Origin of the sequence: Lactobacillus kimbladii (genome assembly GCF_000970755.1) — a bacterium.
GTDB lineage: Bacteria > Bacillota > Bacilli > Lactobacillales > Lactobacillaceae > Lactobacillus > Lactobacillus kimbladii.
In genome coordinates, this window is sequence record NZ_KQ034007.1 from 1,584,891 (window position 1) to 1,607,588 (window position 22,698).

Below are 22,698 nucleotides of genomic sequence, written 5' to 3' on the forward strand. Positions count from 1 at the left end.
TTAATTTGCTCACAGCTTGAATATTTAAACTAAATGAATTAGCTTTGCTTCATTATAAATGTACTCCAAGGTTTTACGGCTTTTAGCAAGTCTAAGTCATCTGCGTATAAGTGTCCCACAAGATTACGTCTGCCGTCATTTTCAAACGGCGTTAACACAATTTGAAGTTCTCCTTTATAGCGCGGATATTGATCATTAACAACAACTATATCCCCTCTTGCAAAAGAGGCTTTGTCATTATTATGAGCTGGAATATTTTCTTTAGCATAAACAACACGAGGTTTAGTATCACGTAATAAGAATTCTGATGCATCACCACGGTATAAATGGGGCTCTTTTAAGCAGATAGTTTGCTCAATTGGTAAAACATCATCTTCAAACTTAATTTTCAAAGTAGGATATGCACTGTTAAAAGCATTTGCTGCTGCAGCTAATTCATCTTCACTAGCAAAAGCATTGCCAATAATAATATCATCAATCATTTTGCTCAAGCGTAAGTGAGTAACCTGACTAAAAATATTGCGCTTACGATCGCTCTCCATTGTTGGAAGCCCTTCATGAACAGGCCACGGACCAAATTTCGCATTTTTAGATGAAATAAACGCAGCAGTATGCAAACTATAGTCACGATACTTTTGTGAATATTCATTAAAAATCTTTTCACTTAAACCCGTATATTCTTGTGGATAAAAGTTATGACAACCAATTAGATTATCATTCTCAGGGTCATAAGCCATAATGCTGTCAAGATAATTAGTACCTCGACTCATATTCAGTTCAATCTTGAGTCCATATTGATTACGAGTCATGGCAGCTTCTTCCATGCCGCTAAAACCTTCATCTAACCGCAAGCCCCAGACTCCGAGATCATGAAAGAAAACTAGATCATTATAATCAATTTTTAGGTCTTTAAACAAAACGGGATTAATATCGACTACAGTTTTAAAACCCAAATCGTTTGCATAAGCAACATCTTTTTTTAATTTTGCAAGTATATCTTCACCACTTGCACTTTTTAACTGCAAAAGTGAGGTGAAAATTCTCCTGTAACCATACTTATGAGCCAAATCCATATACTCTTTATCCCGCTCAAATGTACTTTGCTCAGGATAAAGTGAAATACCCAACTGTTTCATAAAATTATTGCTCCTTAAACTTTATTAACTTTTTGAGGGTCCACGTTATTAGAAGCAATTACAAATGGCACATAAATCAAGAAACCAACGACCATATTGACAATTTGTAAAATAACTGAACGCCAGTCAATAGTAGCAATGATAGCATTAAGAAATGGCGGCATTGCCCAGGTTGTCTGTACGGCAACTCTGTTTACCAAGCCAAGACTTAAGGCACCATATGCAATTGATACCATAACTAATGGAGCAAGAACAAATGGAATAATGTAAATTGGGTTTAAAACGATTGGCATACCAAACATCATAGGTTCATTAATGTTGAAGATCCCAGGTACAAGTGAAATCTTAGCAACGGCACGTTCATCTTCACGCTTTGAAAAAGCAAGAACGGCTAAAATAAGTAACAGAGTTGAACCTGCACCACCGATCCAAACATAAAGGTCAAAGTCACTTCTAGTCCACATATACGGTAATGCCTTTTGCATCTTATGGGCATTAGTATTGGCAATCAATGCGGTAGTCCAAATACTTTCTGTGACCGGAGCCAAGACATTGGTGCCATGAATACCAAAGAACCAAAATAGTTGAACTAGGAACACTATCAGTAATAATGAACCATAACCTTGGCCCATCTTCATTAACGGCTCTTGAATTGTTTTGGCAATTAAGTCAATCACCGTTGTATTTCTAAGACTAAATAGATAGTTAATAATACCAACAACGAACAAACCAGCGGTTGCAGGAATAATACCTGTAAAGGCATTGGAAACTGCGGGTGGAACACTGTCAGGCATTTTAATAGTAATATGTCTCTTAACTAAAACAATGTAAACTGCAACAGAAATAGCACCCATAATCATTATGGTAAAGAAGCCGTAAGCACCAAAGTACTTATTAAAATTGAACCAGCCCCAAGCACTAATATTCTTACCATTAACAGCCATATTAGCAGCAGTTAGGGTTTTTATATCACCCTTGGTAAGAACATTTTTTAAGTCAGCTGAAAAGCTCTGAGGCAAGCTCATGATAAAGGTACCTAATGTCAGCAAGCCCCCTGCGATCGGTTCAACTTTATATTGAACACACATGTGATAGCCAAATGTAAAGGCAAACAGCAGGCCTAAAATTGCAGTAGAACCTGTCCATACCAACGCATTGATATTGATAAGCCATTGCATTGAGTTAACAACGCCCGTCCATCCTAGGTTAGTGGGAACATCCCTAAAGATAGCATTTAAGACACTAGCTACTGAACCAGCCAACATAATCGGCATAATTGAGATAAAGGCATCGCGCAATGCAACAAGCCAGCGAACAGAACCGATCTTAGCTGCAACAGGAACGAGATGCTTGTTTAGCCAGTTAATTATAGCATTCATAATAATTCCTCCTACTAATATTTCACTACACTTGCATTATACCATAGCAGATGGAACCGTTTACCTTTTTGCAGTCGGGAATTGTTGAGGCTGTACGTTTTATGACTTTGGTCTACACCAATATAGTTCAATATTCTCTAATCGATATTAGTCAAGTGATTAAAATGGTATATACCATATTTTTTTTACTAATAAAATACATTTTTTTAATTATTATTTAATAAAAGTATTCATCTATTATCTGCCACATTCAATGGGAATGACTTTGATTTAGAGTTTATCTTTAAATGGACGAAAGATTTCATGTTTAGTTGAATATTCCACAACCTTCTTTATCTTATTCCCAGTAAACTCTATTAGTGACACCCCATCGAAGCAATATTCTTCTTTTTCTACAGCATCAAAATACCAAGTAACAACAAATTTACCAGTATTAGTTTGTTCAATGTTATAAATATCCCATTTTAAAACTGTCTGCTCTTTAGACTTTGAATTGATATAGGCTTTTAGCTCATCTAGTCCTTCATAAGTAGCACCATAGCATTCTCGGTAATAAACATCTTGGCTAAACCAACTATCAAGATTAGAAAAATCTTTTTTAATCCAAGAGTTAAAGTAATCTCTGATAGTTTGTTCTTTTTCTATAGTTTGACTGGAATTTGATAACATAATATTCATCTCCTAATTTTTAATAAATTAAGTCTGCATAAAATTTATAAGCAAAAGATCATGATATTAAGTCTAAAATGACCACTTCTTATAATTTATTATCAATTAATATACATATCAAAGCAATAAAAAATAACTAACTTAATAAATAAGCTAGTTATTTTAGACTAAATTGAGTTTTACTTCTCGGGCTTTACTTTAATTCCTTTATTACTTGCAATAACAAATGGCATGTAAAGGAATATATCTAAAATGAAAAGCAGTAAAGATAAAATTGTTGCAGGAATATCTCCAGCAGTAGTAACCCAGGTAGTTAAAATAGGCGGGATTGTCCAAGCTGGTATTACAACACTTTTGGCAACTAAGCCCATCATAGTCAAAGGATAAGCTATTGCTAAATTAATTAATGGTACAAAAATGAATGGAATTACAAAATATGGATTCATAACTACTGGAAGACCAAACATGATTGGTTCTGAAACATTAAAAAAGCTTGGTAACAAACCTAATTTAGCAACATCCCGGTAATCTTTTCGTTTAGATACAATAAAAATTGCTATTAAGAACGGTAATATTGCTCCAGTGCCACCGAACAAAGTATACATCCCGAGCCAAGGATTAGTAACAATATTAGGTACTGCTTTATGAGCCGCGAATGCAGCCATATTTTGTTGGATTGCAGCTAACATAGGAGGAGAGGTAACTGAAGCTACAATATTTTGTCCGTGTAAACCAAAGAACCATAAGAATTGAGTAACAAACTGAATGACAAAGCAACCAATCCAAGATTCCATAGCAGCTTGCAGAGGCTTAGAAATAATTGTTTGAACCAAGTCAGTAACTCCTTGATGAAATATTTGAACATAGGCAAAACTAAAAACAGCAAAAACAATTACTACAAGAGATTCAGGAATCAAAGAATTAAATGATTGAGCCACTGCTGGTGGTACTCCATCTGGCATTTTTATTCTTAATTTCTTAGATTTATAAAAGAATAGTAATAATTCGGTACTCAAAATTGCAGCAATCAAGCCAACAAACATACCCCCAGAAGAAGTTAGCGCTTGGGTGTAGACCCCAGTTACCGTCACATTTTTCATTGAACCAGAAACAACAGCTTGATTATTTAAAGGAAACATTATCAAAGCGGTAGCTACACTTAATATTCCAGCATGAATAGGACTAATGTCATTATTACTGATCCTACCATCTGCAATATAAGAATTTAGTAACCTATAACCTATAATAAAAGTTACAAAAATGGTCATAAAACCCATGGTACCGTTATTTACCATAGTTCCCATTTGGGTCAAGTTTGCAGCATACGGAAACACTTTTAAAACAGCGGGCTGATTTAAAACCAAGGAATTTAATAATATAAACAATGAGTTTACCATTATAATAGGTGTAATGTCGACAAAGGCATCACGTATAGCTACCAAATGCCGTTGATTACCAATCTTAGTAGCTAATGGTAAAACCATTTTACTAATTTTGTCAGAAATACTCATTTTGTCCCCTTCATCTTTTACCTTTTAATCTAAATTAATAATATTTGAAACGTTTCAACAATATTATTATAACTCTATATTGGAAACGTTTCAACTAAAAAATGTAAGTGATTACATAGAAGCTTGAGTGCTTTTAAAAACTATTTATCACATTTAATTTCTATTACACCATATGGAAAAGCAGTTTTCGGCAAATTAATAATACCGTTGTTAACAAAAACTGATTTTCCCGTTTCTATGCTTAAAACTGTATTCGATTTTACTGGCAAATCATTCACTGAAATTTTATGATCAGCTTCATCACTATTGTAAAATAAATAATAATCTGAATTTTTCTTCGTCATAAAAATATTTTTATTGACATATTCTGGACAGCCACGGGTATCATAGACGGCTTCACCAAAAACTTTCAGCCAATCTCCCAGTTTTTTCATTAATTTGATGGCCTGTTGTGGTAATGTGCCATCTGGTTTAGGACCAATTCCTAAAATGACGTTGCCGCCCAGTGAGATAATTTTGATAATATTATCTAGTATTTCTCTAAAACTTTTATATTGATCATTAGGTACATATCCCCAATTTTTAGCCAAAGTTAAGTTAGACTCCCAAACCTTTTGTGGAGGTATGGTAGGTATTTGTTGTTCTGGTGTAACATAATTTTCGTATTTTCCGCCAATTGTGCGGTCAACAATCAAGGTATCTGCTTTAATTTGCCAGATTTTTCTAACAATTTGTTTCATAGGCAAGAATTCATGGTGACCGCCATTAACCCAGCCAGCATCAAGCCATAATATGTCAATTGGTCCATAATTTTGGCAAATTTCAACTAACTGATTTTCAACAAACTTCTGGAATTTTTGCCATAACTCCGGCTTTTGTGCTGGATCATAACTTGCATATCTACCTCGAGGATCAGAGCCCGGTTCCCAATAAAAAGGACAGTGCCAGTCAGCCTTTGAATAATAAGCACCGGTAGCAATTCCTTCCTTGCGAAAAGCCTCGTTAACATATTTTAAGATATCAGCCAATGGATTATTATGAAAAGCAGAATCTTTACTGGTAATCTTATAGTCACTATATTTGGTATCGTACATGTTGAAACCATCATGGTGCTTTGTGGTAAAAATCATATATCTAAAACCAGCATATTTTGCTGCTTTAGCCCAACTTTCTGGATTAAAATTCACCGGATTAAATTCATGGTTTAATGCCCAATAATCATGTCTTAATTCTTTTAGATCCTTGCGAAAAGCACCATGTTTACGGGCCCAATCATCTTCTTTTGATAATTGCCATGATTCAACAACACCTGCTTGCGCATATAAACCCCAATGAAAAATAATACCCAATTTTTGATTTTGAAACCAGTCTAGTTTATCTTGAATCGCTTGCGGTAGATCTTGGTAGTTTTCCTGTTGGGTTTCCTTATTTTCAACTATATCCTGTCTCTTCTTGTTCTTCTCATTCATCTTGCAACTCCTTTTGCCAAAATATCTTGTCTTGAATAAAAACCTGCTTTTCCACTTTTTGATGATCAAGCAGCTTTAATACTGTTTCTGCCACTTTCTCTGCTACCTTCTCAACTGGTTGCTTTATTAAAGTAACCGGTAATCTCATATTTTGTAATAAATGGGAATAGCCAAATCCAGCCACAGCAATATCAGTTCCTATCTTTTTACCACAGTCACGAACTCCTTGAACGACTTGAATAGCGTTAGTATAATTAGTGACAAAAATTGAGTCAAAACCTTTTTCATTTAATCCTGCAACGGCTTCATAAGCTTCAGTTGTACCATAATCAACATAAATTACTTGATCAGGAGTAAGTGTTACCCCCATTGATTTGCAAGCAGCATTAATACCTGCAAGCCGTTGTTGCAGCACATAGTCACTTTCGGTTGGAACCAAAAAAGCAGGTTTATTCCTTTTTTGCAATATTTTAGTAACAACCTTTTGCGAAGCCATCATATCTGCACTCATGATTTCCGGCACTCTTTTATCTGGCAATGAAGCTTCAACTGAAACAACCGGTAATGGCAATTGCCCCACTTTTTGAAATGATTGCCACTTACTTTCTGCTTTCAAAACGATTAAAGCATCAACAGACCGTTCAATTAATTTTGCTAGTTTAAATTCAAAAGTTTTTTCATTATTACGATGACTGGTTAAAAGTAAAAAATACCCGGCATGATCGAACAATTGCTCTAAAGCTGCTATTAATTGAGAGCTGTAGAAGTTATCCATGTTATCTACCAATATACCAATTGAAAAGGACTTATTCATCTTAAGAGATTTAGCGGTTTGATTTGGTATATAGTGTAATTCCTTGATAGCCTGCTTGATCTTCTCTTCATTTTCTTTTTTTAAATGAACACCATTTAAATAACGAGAGATAGAGCCTACGGATACACCTGACCTATTTGCAATATCTTTAATTGTTGCCATTTCCCACCTCTATAGCATAATCTGAAATAAAGTTATATGCGGCACCATATAAATTCGCATTATTGTGGTACTGGCACTCTTTGACTTCAGGCATTATTTCACCCACTTTATTTTTTACCAATTCTGCATATAAACGTTTAGATAATTCAGAACTAAAACCTTTATGAGCTGAAATACCACCTCCAATTATTAAAGCATCGAAATCAAAAGCAACTTCAATATTGTATAAGCCAACAGCCAAAAAACTGTAAACTTTATCAATCAGGTCTTGCGCTAATTTATCTCCTTGATCTGCTAACAGAAATAATTTTTCACCATCGATATTATCAACGTGGGTTTGTTTTTCATATTCAGATGCAGCTTTAACAATTGTTGCCCGTGTACTCAGAGTTCCACCATCACTGGTTTGCATGAGACCAAATTCTCCGCCAAATAAATGATTGCCTTTATATAATTTTTTATTAATAAAAATTGCACCACCGATACCTGTGCCAATTATAATGAAAGCTACATTGGTAAATTTTTTACCGGCACCGATATTGACCTCACAAATACCAGCACAATTAGCATCATTTTCAATTGCGACAGGTAAAGAAAATTCCTCTTGTAATTCTTTAAATATTGGTCTGTCATGAATATAGGGAACTGCACTGATGCCTTTAATTGTGCCACTTGACTTATCAACAGCACCAGGTGCGCTAATAGCTATGCCGTCAAAATTATGCTGATCAATGAAGCGGTGCATTTGCAATTTCAAACCTGCAAAAGTCTTGGGTGTCGCAAATTTTTCTATGCTAGTTATCTTATTGTCATGAAAGCTACCACACTTGATATTCGTTCCACCAATATCAAAAACTGCTAATTTCATATTTGTGCCTTCTTTTTTAATTCAGGCTTGCGCCATTACTTGATATTACCTTTTTAAACCACCAATAACTCTTCTTAGGAATGCGTTTAAGATCCAATAAGTCGGTATTAGTGCGATTAACATAAACCATGCCATAACGTTTAGCCATATCTCCGGCAGAGCTGGGTATATCAATTAACCCCCAGACTAAATAGCCTAGAACCTTGACACCATCATTATTTATTGCTTTTTCTAAAGCACGTAAATGTTCTTTGTGGTATTCAATTCTCTGATTATCCTGAATTTCTTTACCATAATATGTCTCTCGCAATCCAATACCGTTTTCGATCGGAAACAGAGGTACATGATACTGATTATAAGTTTTGGTCAAAACATCCCTAAAGCCGTCAGGATCAATCGACCAACCCCACTCATTTACTGGTAAAAATGGATTCTCTTTCCCACCAAATTTAAAGTAATAATTAGGAGCAGTTTTTTCGGGTACAAGAGTGCTGCTAATTGTCGAACTTTGATAATAACTGAATGCGATAAAATCACTTTTCATTTTACTGATTTCTGCAAGATCACTAGGTAGGACACCAGTTTGAATATTATTTTTTTGGACAAAATTGACTACTTCATTTGAATAATGTCCTAAAACAAAGGCATCCAGCAGGTTTTTGTTAAGAAATTCGTCTATTTGCCGAGCATATAAAATATCTTTAGGCATTGATGAAGCGGGATAAACTTCACTATACGCCAACATACCACCAATTTTCGCACTTGTTTTTTCATGTAAATAATTAGCAATTTGCGCGTGAGCCAGCATCAAATGGTGACTAATAATATATAAATCAGCCATTGTTTCCTTACCCTTTATTTTGCCAGCTATTTTTGTTGCTCCAGGCATAAAATAAAGATTTTGTTCATTAAATGTTATCCAGTATTTTACTTTTTTGCCAAAAATATCAATCATTTTTTTGCCATAACGAACAAAAGCATCAACTACGTGTCTGCTGCTAAAACCGTTATACTTTTGGGCTAAATTCAATGGCATATCAAAGTGGTAAAGACAAATCATTGGTTCGATATTTCTTGCAAGTAAGTTGTCAATTAAGTCTGAATAAAATTTAATTCCTTCAGGATTAAAATCACCATCACCCAAAGGATTAACCCTACTCCAAGAGATTTGGAAACGATAGCAGTTAATCCCTAGATTGGCAAACAAATCCAGATCTTCTGGATAGCGATGGTATTCATCAATTGCTGTATCCCAAATTGAAGTGCCATCTTTTGCTCTATAAGTATCATAAACTGACTTACCCTTGCCTCCTTCTTTGACAGCTCCTTCAGTTTGCATACTAGATGTGGAGTTGCCCCACAGAAAATTTTTCGGGAAAACCTTTTTTACCATTTCTTAACCTCATTTCATTTCTTTGAAACGTTTCAATAATATTATATAAAAATGGTTTTATTTAGTAAAGTACTTAACTAATTCACTGCAAAACCATATAGAAAAACGACACCTCCAAAAGATGTCGTCCTATTTGAATATCAAAACACTACTTATTTGTTGTAGCATAGTCAGCAATATTTAAAGTTTGTTGGAAACCATTAGCACTCGTAACAGTCAATACTGTATTATTGTTGCTAAACCGAACGACACTTTTATCAACGCCGTTGACGCTGGCAACCAAATCAACTATTTGATTAGATTCATTGATCGTCAAATTTTTCAAATCACTAACGACAACCTTTTTGCCATTTAGAGCAGCCTTCGCATTATTTATTTGGCTTACTATATCACTAACTTGAGCCACCGTTGCAATAGCTGTATTAACTTGATTGCCACTTGAAATAGCTGAATCATAGGCATTACGCAGAGCTTTAGCAGAAAGCTTATATGAATCACTCGCTTTAACTGCTGCATCTTGAGTTAACAAGTCTTGCAGGGCCTTTTTATCAGTTGAAGTAGCAGTGACAGTCTCACCTTTAGCTGTCTCCGGAGTATTGACTGGCGTTAGTTTAACACCACTAACTTTACTAATATCGTCTTGCTTAATGTAACCGTTTCTGTCACTTTGTAATTTGTAGAACAATTCGGCCTTATTGTCATCCTTTACCCAAATGTACCTTAATTCTGTCACACGTGCTCTGTGACCTTTAGCAAAAGTTTTGGTTGGTTGTGCCACACCTTTGCTGTTATAAACATTGGTAGTACGGGCTAAAGTAATTGTTGTGACATCTTTATCATCTTCTGGCTTAGAATTTGTTGGCTGCAATTGTTTACCAGAAACTATACCAACGTTATTCTTCTTAACCCATTGGTCTTCACCAGGGAAGTTATCGTCTTTAATCCGATAAAACAGCTTTTTGCCGATATATTTAAGTTGATCAACTGTAATCTTTTCGTCTTTTCTAATCAAAGTTTTAGTCGAATGACCATTGCCATCATAAATATAGGCATTATGACTTAATGTGATCACTGTAGGATCATTCTGGTTGTCGCTTGGTGAATTATCATCTTTACTTGGCTTTTTATTAACTGGCTTTAACTTAGCTCCTGTTGTTTTTCCAACGTTAGCTGCCTTAATAAACTGGTTGCTTTGACCACCGATTCTATAAAACAGCTTTTTGCCGATATAAATGAGTTGGTCAACTGTAACTGTTTGGCCCTTTTTTATTTTCTTTTTCTCGGTTTTACCCTTTGCATCATAAATGTAGGCATTATGCTTTATTTTGGCTTTCGTTGTAGCTGCAGGTTTTACAACCTTCTTACCATTGACATAGCCAACATTAGCTGCCTTAACGTAGGCATTGCCACCCAAATTATAATATTCCTTATTTTTGATTGTAACTTTGCCATTAAACGTTAAGGTGATGCCTTTACCAATTTTAGTATTCTTAGCACTACCCATATAGGTCTTCAGTCTCTTGCCATTTTTGTCATAAACATAAGCATTATGACTCAACTTAATCGTATTTTGCTTTGAATTGTTGTTTTTCTTCGTAGCAACCTTGTCAGCAGCTTGAACAACAGTAAACTGACCTGCTCCTATTACAGGGCTAACACCAATTAACGCAGCAGCCGATATCATCATAAATTTATGACTAAATTTCATTTTGCTTCTCTACCTCGTTATTTATAAAAATTGTATTAATACATAATATTGTATACTAAAAAATGATTGACATAAACAATGTAAAACATTGCTTACTTTTTCTTAATACTCTTGCATAAATGTAAAATAACTGCAAAATTTATATTACTTATTTTACAAGTTGTAATTTTTAATTAACTCACAGTTTTTATTTACTAGCTATCATAAATAAATTTAAGCTGTTAAACGCAAAAACTTATTATATATGTATAAATACTATACTAAAATACATTTATAATGAGCGTAATTTTTACAACATTTTAAAAAATTATTTTTGTTATTTTTTCTAAAAATATCAATATTAAAGCATACTTTGTTATATTAATTTTCCTTTTGCTACTAAAGCTTCGATTTATTTTATTATATATAAATTTTGATTTTTATAGTTTATTTTTAAAAACGAGTTATTTATAAAATAATATAAAATAAAGTTCAATTATTGACATTTGATAAATCGTCAAGTAAATTTATAGTTGTATAGTATTTAGAATAAGAAAGGATATTTATATATATGCTAGGAAAGAATAATAACAATGAACGGGTGAAAAAAATGGCTATGCAAGATAAGCAAGACCATTTCTCAATTCGCAAATTGAGTATTGGTGCTGCTTCTGTATTGCTTGGCTTTACTTTTTTTGGTTTAAACAGCAAGACAGCTAAGGCTGATACTGTTATTCCAACTCAACAAACTGAAGAAAATACCAAAACTAAAGAGAATATTTCACCTCAAGATACTACCACTCCTCCTGGTAGTATTAGTGATGCTCAAAATTCAACTACTGCTGTTAAAGCAGAAAAAACCAACAAGCCAGAAGATGGACCAAATTTGGCCACATTTTCTGGCTTGAGTTCGTTTTTAAGAGCTACAAATAGTGATAACAAGCAAGATGACTCTGCTAAAACAGACAAAACGGAAAATTCTGCTGACAAAAATGATCAGCAAGATCTTGCCACTAACTCTGAACAAAATAGCAATCAAGGCCAGCAAGATCAAACTACTGACCAAAAGCCTGTTGACACGACAGACAGTTCAAATACAGCTGATATCACGAATGAAGATCAGACTGATGCAAACGAAGACATTGATACTACTCCAATTGATACTAAGGAGCAAGAAGACTCCAGTCCAACTAGAAGTGTGAGTACCTGGGAAGATTTTGTCAAAGCCTATCAAAATCCCAATGTAAGCGAGATTGATATCACTGCTAATATTCGCTCCAATAAGGGCGATAAACGTGTCCGCTTTAGTTTTCCAGGAAGAAAATTATTAATTAAGTCTGCTGGTGATGCTCCATATACTATAGATTTTAGAAGTATCCATCCCAAAATTGAGAGTAATACCATAGGTGATATTACCTACGAAAATTTGAAACTCAAGAGTGCTGACTTCTATGGTGTCGTTAATACTCGTGGGGGAAAGTCAGCAAGAGTAACTTTTAGGAATATTGACTTTACGGGTTCACAATTATTATATACCGATAGTAACACCGACATTATTTTCGAAGGCATCATCAATGCGGAAACGACTGAAATGCCTATGGAAACAGGCGGGAAAGATGATGGCAGTGATCAACAATTATTAGAATTTACCAGTAATAATAACAGTATTACTTTTAAAGCTGGCTGTAAGTTCAAAGGGGCAACATTTGGCGGTACCGTGATTGAAATGAACGGTAAAAATAACGTTCTCAATGTTGAAGATGGAGCCGAAGTTAACCTTACTCCACTTAAGACATATAACGGGAAAAATGGTGCCAATAATGGTCAACATGGCGTAAACAGTGCAATCTATATTGAAGGCGACAGCCAAGTAAATGTTAACGGTACAGTAAACATTGGCATTGGTGAAAGTAGCGGACTTAAGTATGATGGTGTACAAAATGCTGGTCAGTCAAGAGCAATTTACTTAGCATCCAAATCATCAAAAGTTAACATTGGTAGAGGCGGCACTATTAACGTCAACACAAACGGCAATATTTCTACTAAAAATGGCCAACACTTAATTTATGTAGGTGGTGATTTCACCATTCACTCAGGTGGTGCCTTGAAAATTACCGGTAAAAACATGGGTAAATACTCAGGTACCTTAGTACAGATAGACGGTAAAGCCAATGTCCAAAATGGTGGTTTTGAAATTCAACTGGTTGATGATGCGGGTACTGGAGCAATTAAACTGGTTGATGTTGCAAAAACTGGGCTGCTGATTGTTAATAACCCTACTTCTCTTGTATTGGACGCACATCTGAATCCAAATGACACTACCAGTATTATTGGTGATAGTAAAATTACAGTCACCAATGTGCGACAGTTATTAAACCTTAATGATTTCTTAGGCAAAACAGACGGTAGTCAGAACAATTTAGTGTTACCCCCTTTTCACGTTTTACAGGTTGAAAAGACCAAAAAAACAATTGCTGTCAATACACTGGAATTATTAAACGGCATGAGAAAATTTGACCTTGATCAAGTTAAAAATGACAACCCTCAACTCGCTGAAATCCTTAAAAACCTACCAGATAGCATTAGGAAACTGCTTGAGACTAATAATGGTAAAACATACGATGATCTCTTTGATGCTGTCATTGAAGCGGCTTTTTCCAACAAAGAAAATCCGGGTTACAATAACATCAGATTTATACCGGCTAACCCAAGTGGGTTCTTAGACATAGACCCGGCAAACGTCACAGTAACCGATCAAGAAGATGGTTCGAAGATTATTAAAGGACAGGTTTTAAACTATACTCCAGCAAATGACGGTCCAGCTAGTGACAACTTATTCCAAAGTGTATTACCAGGTGGTACTGAGGCCTATGTTTTAGCCAGTTTCAAGGATAGTGGAGTTTACAAAAATGGTCAGACCATTATTGATTCAACAATAGATAACCCTTATGCAGAAACCATTGATACATACCGCGGCGAAGCGAATGACTTGGCTCTTTTGCCAACTAAATTTGCCGCCCAAGTTGCTGCAGATGGCACCTTTACCATTACCCTTCCTCCTGAAATTACCACCAAGATGGCTAAAGACGCTACCATTCAGCTAACTCCTCATGCGAACTTTATTGAATATAGTCCGTTAGACATTGCTGATGGCATTCGACCTACTATTGTTAGTCTGGGGATCAAGCCGTTTAGTGAAATACAACAAGAAGCTGCTCAAGCAATTAAAGATGCAATTAGCACAGCTAAAGACAATAAGCCAAAAAGTTTAACTGAAGATCAGGAAAAAGCATTTACAGATGCAATGAATGAGGCTGCCAAGTATGCTGCTAATATTAAGGATAGCAATTACGAGTCTGATAAATCAGTTTACGGGGTGCAATCTTCCAAAACTGCAATTAGTGAAATAAATAAAAGGAAAAAGACGGCTTTAGACATAGTGGCAAAGGCCGTACAAGCAGCCAAAGGTCAGGCAGACTTTGAAAAAGCAAAATCTGATGCAATTACAAAATTAACTCAACAGGCCAATGATCAAATTTCTAAGTTTCCTTCACAGGCACAAACTATAATTAATGCCAAAGAGCAAGCCATAAGCAAAGTACAAGCACCTGAAACAAATAACACTAATATTGAACAAGTCGTCAGTGACGGTATTACTGCTATTAATCAATCAGGTAAAGATTATCGTGATAGTGTCAAAACAGATATCAACCAAGCAATTTCAAATGTCGAAAAGGCCATTGACGAAGTCGCAAAAGACGAAAATGTCAAATCGCCTGTTGACGAATTAATTACCGGCTTAAAAGACAGAATAAAGAGGCCAAAAGAAATTGTTGCCACTGACGGTGATCTTGATCAAGACGATAATGAAAAAGCTATTAATAACCATCAAAAAGAAGCAAAAGATGCAATTCAAGGCGTGCAAGATACTGTTGATGCCATCAAGGCTTTAGAAGAAGCTGCTAAAAAGCAAATAGCTCAACATGCAGATGATAAAGAGGACATCCAAGGTGCTTTAAATCAAGCTATCAAAGATATTATTAACAGCAATAACCCTAAAGATGACGTTAATAAGGGGCTTGATAATATTAATGGCACACATGCCAACAAGGAAAGAGAAAAGGCAGCAAATGATATTAATGAAGCTGCTGCTAAAGCTATTGAGCGGATTAAGAATTCTGGTTTATCTGAAGATGAACAACAGCCCTACCTTGATGAAGTAAAGCAAGCGGTTGCTGACGCGACAGCTACATCTGGCGATACTGGCAAATCTATTTACGGCACTGATGACGATGAAATTATCAATAAGAGAAAAGATACTGCTGAGAGTTTAATCAACAAAGCTGCTGCTAAGTCAGAAATTGTTGGTTATACAAAAGGTTATGAAAATGTTCTCGGCAAAGTGAACAAGGTCGAGACAGCTTTAAAAGATGCATTAACGGCAATTGATAAAATTGAAGATAATGCTGACAGCAACCAAAATATTACTCAAACTGTAAAAACGGCAAAGGATAATATTTTAAACGCATTTAAAGAAGACGCTAAAGCACAAGTTAAGGCAGATGCAGATACGGCTAAGGCCAACTTAGGAGTAACTAAAGAGACTAATATTGATAACGCAGTCAAAAACGCTGATAAAGCCATCGATAGTCACAGTTCTGCTGCTGACATTAAGCAAGACATTATTGATGGTAAAAAGAATGTTTTAGACGCGTATAAATCTGCTGCTAAGAATCAACTGGAAACAGCCAAAAAAGCTGTTGTTGATCAAATTCAAAAGAACCCTAATCTAACGGCTAAAAATAAAGATGAAGCTGTAATCAAAGCCAATAATTTGCTTACTGGAAGTCAGGGTTATAACGACCGCATTGATAAGGGAGAAACTCTAGCAGATGTTGATGAAGCTACTAAAGAAGGTACTGCTGCATTAAACGATTTACTTAATGAGCAAAACCTCAGGGGTCAACGTAATCAAGCTATAACAGATATTCAGAACGCTAAAGACAAAGCTATCTCCACGATTAAAAATGATAATAATCTGAGTGCTGAAGACAAGACTAAATATCAAGATTTAATTAACGCAGCTGCAGATACAGGTGTCACTAATGTCACTCAAGATGATAATGAAACCGCAATTGAAACGGATAAAAACAATGCTATTAGTAATATCACAGACTATCTGGAGAATGCTGCTAATGCCGGTACAAACAATTTAGACCAACAACGCCAAGCTGCAATTACGGAAGTTGAGAATGCCGCTAAAGCCGCTAAAAATAAAATAGATGGCTTTGACGATACTGATTTAAGTCCAGAAGCTAAACAACATTATAAAGAAGCTATTGATAAAGACTTTAATAATGCCAAGGCTTTAATTAATGCTGCTAAAGACATCGACGGTGTTAATTCCGCCAAGCAAGCAGCTAAAGACAGTATTAACAAGGATTTGGCTGCGGCCCAATTGATAGTCGCAAAATCTCAGGCAAATAAAGCCTTGCAAGAAGAGAGAGAAAAAGACTTAAACACTATCGATCAGGCTTTTAAAGATAATAAAATTAATAGTGAGCAAAAAGATGCTTTAACTAATAAAATTAATGGTTTTTACGAAACAGCAGTTGGCAACGTTTATAAAGACTTGACCACCGAACAGGTAGTCAAAGATAGAGATGACGGTATCGATGCTATGGCCAGTGTGGCCGGCAGTATTGCCAGCGAAGAAGCAAAATTCTTAGAAGAACAAAAAGATGACGCTTTAACTAACGAAGAAACTGGACTTAATGCTCTAGCAGAAGAAATACGTGCGGACATTGAAAAGGATCCTAACCTCTCTGGAAAAGAAAAGAACGGCTACTATGACGAAATTGATAATGCTTTAACAACAGCAAAAACTAATATTCAAAATGCTGACACTAAAGAAGAAATTGATTCCGCAGCTAATGCTGGTCGAGAAGACCTAAACAAGATTCGCGATAAAGCAGCATTGCAGTCTACCAGAAACGCCGCTCTGAAAGAATTACTGAGTGTTTATAACGAAGTCAACGATAAAATTTCCGGCTTACAGAATGTCAACAGTACGACTAAAGAAGGCTTAATTAAACAGTTAACCAATTACTACGATGAGGCAGTTGCCAAAGTAAAGAACGCTGCCATTGATCAAGTTGATACTGAGAAGCAAAAAGGCATCGATAACATGCGTAAGGTAATCAGGGATGCTCAAAGCCTTGATACCAATATTAATATTGCCAAAGATGAAATTGATAAACATGCTAAGCAAGCAATTGATGAAATTAATCAGTCTTCAATGTCTGATGCTGACAAGACAGAGACTATCTCAAAAATCAATGATGAAAAAGATAAAGCTAAGCAGAATATTGAGTCACAAAAGACTAATGACGCAGTTGACAAGGCTAAAAACGACGGTAAAAATGCTATTGATCAAGTCGTAGCAGATGCAACTACTGCAGATTTGGAAGATGCTAAAAATAACAGTGAAGATAATATCAACAACGCTGCTCAAGAAGCAATTAACAGGCTGAATTCCTCCTATAATTCTCTGAGCGCTGAAGAAAAGGCAGACGCTAAATCAAAATATGATCAGGCAATTTCGGATATTAATCAAGCTGCTACTAGTGCCATCAACAAATTACAAAGCGTCAAAACAAAAGATGTTATCAATAAAATCACTACCGATGCTATTACTGCAATCAATACAGCTGAAGCCAGTGGCAACTTGGCAATCACCAAAGCCCAAGCAAGAAAGGCTATTAAGGATGTTGCAACCGAAGTCAAGAACAACTTAAAAGATAAGGCAGATCAAGAGAGCGTTGACTCAATTGTTGGGACTGCTAATACAGCAATTAATGCCGCCCAAGATAGTGGCACCGTTTTAGGCATTCGGGATACTACTATTAAACAAATAAGGGCTATTAAAGCAACAGCGGAATCAAATGATTCTGACAAAATTAAAAAAGCAAAAGAAGAAGCTATTAATGCACTTACTGATGAACTCAACGGTAAGCATAAAGCAGATGGTTCCCTTGATCCTGATGCTCCAGGAATTTTAAATCAAATTGACCAAATCAAAGGTTTAAGCAAGGAAGAAAAAGACAAATATCAGAGTCAAGCAACAAATGCATGGAAAGAAGCTGTCAACCAGGTTAACGGTCAGCAAAAAGTTACTGACATAGAATCTGTTACAATAACTGGAATAATTAACATTGACAAGGCTTTGAGCGATGCTCAATTACAAGCTGCTAAGAATAATGCGAATAAATATCTAGATGATATCGCCCAAACAGCTGCAGATGAAATCAATAAAATAGATCAATCAGCTTTAAGTGATGAAGAAAAAGCAAAACAGATCGATTTAATTAATTCAAATAAAGATACGGCGATCAAAAACATCGACAAGGCGCAAACTCCAGCTGACGTCGAACAAGCAAAACAAGTGGGTAAAGACGCCATTAACGGTATTGTGCAAAATGCTAAAGATAATGCTACTTTATTGCAGGAACAAAATGCCGCATACAATGCACTGGTTGAGCAAGCTAAGAAATTGAACCAACGCTTAAACGATGACCTGTTGCACAATAAACTTGATCAAAATCAGGTTGACGAGTTAAGCAATGCTATTAGCGAAGCTTTAGGCAAAGCTAAAACAAATATTTCTGCTGCTACTGATCAAGATAAAATCAACGCTGCCAGGAGTAAGGGTGAGTCTGCTCTTAACAACATTAGCAGTGACATTGATAAAGAAGAAGCTTTAACCAAAGCTTTAAATGATCTACAAACTGCAGCCACTAACGCCAAGGCTAAAGCTGATGAAACTGAAGACAGCGATGTTGCTGGCCAAATGAAAGCGCAAATAGATCAAGAGCAAAAGAAAGCTGCTGCAAAGATCAATGCCGCTAGAAATAATAAGCAAAACACTATTACGCAAATTCAAGCAGCTGCAAATGAAGGCATTGCTACAATTAACAAGTTGGGTGAAGACTTTGATAATAAAAATCAAATTGTTAAGGACTTGAAAGAATATGCAACAAGTGCCAAGAATGAGATTGATAGTTTAGGCCTAGCAGGCAGCGATACCATTAGTGGCTATAAGGATATTGATCAGGCATTAAATGATGGCATTAGTTCAATTTATGGCGGTACAAGTGATAAGCTGTCGCAGTTAGAGCAAGATGCCAAAGCAAATATTGATCAAGCCAAGTTGCCTAGTCAACTAACTGCAGAAAAGAATAAGCTGATTAACCAGTTTAAGGACTATGTTAACAGTAAAGGGAAAATTAAAGATGTTGCAACCAACCTAGGGCAAGACCAAATTGACTCATTGCAAAAGCAACTTGATGAAGCCATCAAGAGAACTATAGATAAAATTGCCAGTGTTAAACTTGAAAATAGTTACGAAGATGCAATAGCACAAGCTCAACACGCCGAAAAAGGATCAGCTACAGAAGATTTCGGTGAAGCAGAAGTCGACCGTATTTTCCAAGTTGCACAGGAAAGTGTCGAGATAGTTGAGGCTAAACAAGATGCAATCTCTCAAGTAGAAAAAGCTCAAAAAGAAGCTAATGATGCAATAGACAAATCAGGTTTATCGCCAGAGGATCAACAAAAGCAGAAGGAACAAGTTCAAAAACTTGTTGAAAAAGCAAGAACTGACATTAACTCTATTTCACAATCTGAAGAAAATGCTGAAGAAAAGATAAATAACAGTAAAGAGCAAGCTATTTCCGCTATCAATGCTATTAAAGATCAAGCTGCCCTAGCTGGTCAAAAGACAAAAGCTGAAAGTATTCTAAAGGATAAACAAACTAAGGCTCATTCTGTAATTGATCAATCTCAATTAACAGCCGAGCAAAAGAAAGCAGCTAAAGCTGCAATTGATGACGCTTATCAGCAGAGTTTCCAAGATATAGAGAGTGCTCAAACAATTGATGACCTCCCAGATGAAGCAAATATTGGTCAAAATATTGATCGTCTGTTAACTAAACCTGAAACTGGCACTGAACCAGAATGGTTTGGCCATGAACAAAACAATGCCCTTAAAGGTGCTGATGGCGTGACTGGTATCAAAAACGCCTACAAGACATTAAAAGACAGATTAAAAGATAAACTGTCTCAAGAATTAATAGATCGTATTGACAAGCAAATAAAAGCCATTAACGATGCTACTGATATCCAGACTGCTAGTGCCGCTTATGATGAGGCTATGACTATCATCAACAAAGAAAATGCTAAAGCTAACATTGATGAAGAAGCTGATAAAGTTAATAAAGAAATCGACGGCAATGATAAATTATCTACTGAATCAAAAGACAAGCTGAAAGAGCAAATCAAAGAGGATAGCCAAAAAGCAAAGGATAAGATTGATGCAATTAATGCTCCTAAAGGTGACACCTCTAACAAGAAGGAACAGATTGATAAAATCACAGAAATCGCTAAAGAAGATATCAACAGCGCTGGTAATGCCGCTAAAGATGAATCTAACAATATGCTTAAAGAAGAGGCAAACGCTGAATTAGCTGATAAACACCAACAAGCAGTTGATGAACTAAAAGAAAAATTTGGTGAAAATGCAGATACTACCAGCGTTGATAAAGCCTACCATGAGCATTCACGTGTCAATGGTGACTCACCTGAAAATATTGCAGCTGATAAGATAGCAGCTGAAAAAGAAATAGCCAAAGGTTCAGTAACTGATACCGCTAATAACGCTAAAAACCAAGTTGATAAATTAAAACATCAGGATGGCAGCGATTATACTGATATTGAAAAACAAGCAATAAAAGATCGTATTGACCAGGAAATAGCTAAAGCTAATACCGATAAAATCGGCACTATTGACCAAGCTCAAGACTCAGAAGCGGTAGAAACTGCAAGAAAAGATGCAGTTGATAAGATAAGCAGTATCATTGTAGCCGACAGTAAAGAACTTGATGATGTTTTAAACAACAATAGCAAAGTACAAGAAGAAAGACTAAAAGCTGCCTATGATTCCGCTGTTAAAGCTCTTACAGACAGGTTTAAGGATAAAGCAAACACTACCAGCATTGATAAAGCATACGAAAATGCTAAAGATGCTCTCAGTGATCCTGCTAACGCGGATAAACTTACCGCAATAGAATTAGCTGGTGAAAAAGAAATAGCTGCTGGAGCATTGACAGAGGCTCAAAAAGCTGCAACAAGTGAAATTCAGTCGTCTGGCAAATACACTGAACAAGAAAAAGAAACTGTTATTAAACAAATTTCTACTGATATGAATAATGCAATAGATGCTATCAATCAGCCTGAGGTCAATGACAGTAAGACAATTACCAAATTACGTGATGATGCTATTAATCAACTTTATCTCGATGCCACTGATTCTGAAACGATTGATCATATTCTTCATGGCAATGACAATAGCCAAGATAATGACAATAATCATGGCAACGATAACGACCATGGCAATGATAACGACCATGGCAACGATAACGATAACGACCATGGCAATGATAACGACCATGGCAACGATAACGACCATGGCAACGATAACGATAACGATCATGGCAACGATAACGACCATGGCAATGATAACAACCATGATAATGACAATAATCATGAAAATGATAATAATCATGGTAATGATAATAATCATGGCAATGACATTAATACTGGTGGTGGTTCTGCCCCAGTTATTCCTAGCCCTATTGACAATGCCGGCAAAGAAGAAAAAGAAGAGCCAAAACTTGATTTAAGTAACAGTGAACAATTAGCTTTAATGCATAATGCATACCTATATGACGAAAATGGCAACCGTGCCAATAAGGTTGTACTAGGCGCTGGCTCAATCATTACTTCATACGGTACAAAAGAGATTAACGGTAAAAATTATTATCTTCTGGTTGACAAAGGCAATAAGAACAAAGTTTACTATGTTGCTATTGGCAATGTTGTTTCAACTAGTCAAAAATTAAAGCATAACGCCTATGTTTATAATAAGCATGGCAAACGTGTTAAGAAAGCAGGTGTATTAAGAAAAGGCAATAGCATTAATACTTATGGTGATGCGGTAACCATTCGGGGCAAGAAGTACTTTATTATTGCTCAGAACCGTTTTGTTAAGGCCGCAAATATTGCAGTCCAAAAGGCTGCCGTTGCAGCTGTAACTGCAGCTCCACTTAACGAACCGATTACTGAAAAGCCAAAACCAGTAGTCGAAAAAGCAATTATGCACAATTCATATTTGTACGATGAACAAGGAAAACGTGCCAATAAGTTAGTCATTCTGGCTGGTTCAAGTATAAATACTGTTAACAAGCGATTAATTAATGGCAGGTCATTCTATGAACTAGAAGATGGTTTATTCATCGCTGCTGCTAATATCGATTCTAAGAAGATGAAGTTAAAGCATAACGCTTATATCTATAGTCAACATGGTAATCGAATTGGTAAAAAAGTTTTAAAGAAACGTAAAGCAGTTAAAACTTATGGCGATCCTGTCAAAATAAACAATAAGAAATATTATATTATTGCTAAAAATAAGTTTGTTAAAAAAGCTAATTTTAAATAATTAAGTTTAGTTTAGCTAAAAAGCTCCAGAAGTTTAAAACTCTGGAGCTTTTATTA

Annotated in this window: 10 protein-coding genes; 1 reads left to right on the top strand and 9 read right to left on the bottom strand. The window is 35.7% G+C overall.

The window, feature by feature from the left end:
* Positions 1-38 precede the first annotated feature (38 nt).
* The 9 genes from JF75_RS07970 to JF75_RS08010 all read right to left on the bottom strand — a co-directional run bounded on the left by JF75_RS07970 (position 39) and on the right by JF75_RS08010 (position 11,109).
* The gene (locus tag JF75_RS07970; RefSeq protein WP_046332552.1) at positions 39-1,136 is read right to left on the bottom strand and encodes a DUF871 domain-containing protein; all 1,098 of its coding nucleotides are present in this window, start codon (positions 1,134-1,136) and stop codon (positions 39-41) included.
* Positions 1,137-1,150: 14 nt separating this feature from the next.
* Positions 1,151-2,515 carry a PTS sugar transporter subunit IIC gene (locus JF75_RS07975; protein WP_046332553.1) on the bottom strand — a complete coding sequence of 455 codons (1,365 nt, stop codon included), beginning with the start codon at positions 2,513-2,515 and terminating at the stop codon, positions 1,151-1,153.
* Positions 2,516-2,785: 270 nt separating this feature from the next.
* Entirely contained in the window at positions 2,786-3,184 is a 399-nt protein-coding gene (locus JF75_RS07980; RefSeq protein ID WP_046332554.1) for a nuclear transport factor 2 family protein, read from the bottom strand.
* Between the two features lie 179 nt (positions 3,185-3,363).
* Positions 3,364-4,695, bottom strand: a complete 1,332-nt coding sequence (locus tag JF75_RS07985; protein ID WP_052726898.1) for a PTS sugar transporter subunit IIC — start codon at positions 4,693-4,695, stop codon at positions 3,364-3,366.
* 140 nt (positions 4,696-4,835) lie between these two features.
* Positions 4,836-6,164, bottom strand: a complete 1,329-nt coding sequence (locus tag JF75_RS07990) for an alpha-L-fucosidase (protein ID WP_046332555.1) — start codon at positions 6,162-6,164, stop codon at positions 4,836-4,838.
* Positions 6,157-7,140, bottom strand: coding sequence for a LacI family DNA-binding transcriptional regulator (locus JF75_RS07995; protein WP_046332556.1), 984 nt, complete (start codon positions 7,138-7,140; stop codon positions 6,157-6,159). Before JF75_RS07995 ends, JF75_RS07990 begins: the two co-directional genes overlap by 8 nt.
* The gene (locus JF75_RS08000; protein ID WP_046332557.1) at positions 7,127-8,008 is read right to left on the bottom strand and encodes an ROK family protein; all 882 of its coding nucleotides are present in this window, start codon (positions 8,006-8,008) and stop codon (positions 7,127-7,129) included. The genes JF75_RS07995 and JF75_RS08000 overlap by 14 nt, the downstream gene beginning before the upstream one ends.
* Before the next feature lie 16 nt (positions 8,009-8,024).
* Entirely contained in the window at positions 8,025-9,401 is a 1,377-nt protein-coding gene (locus JF75_RS08005; protein WP_046332558.1) for a glycoside hydrolase family 1 protein, read from the bottom strand.
* Positions 9,402-9,549: 148 nt separating this feature from the next.
* On the bottom strand, positions 9,550-11,109 hold the full coding sequence (locus JF75_RS08010; RefSeq protein ID WP_046332559.1) for an SLAP domain-containing protein: 1,560 nt from the start codon (positions 11,107-11,109) through the stop codon (positions 9,550-9,552).
* Positions 11,110-11,698: 589 nt separating this feature from the next.
* Here JF75_RS08010 and JF75_RS08015 point away from each other — a divergent pair.
* On the top strand, positions 11,699-22,642 hold the full coding sequence (locus JF75_RS08015; protein WP_167334216.1) for an SLAP domain-containing protein: 10,944 nt from the start codon (positions 11,699-11,701) through the stop codon (positions 22,640-22,642).
* The last annotated feature ends 56 nt before the right edge of the window (positions 22,643-22,698 follow it).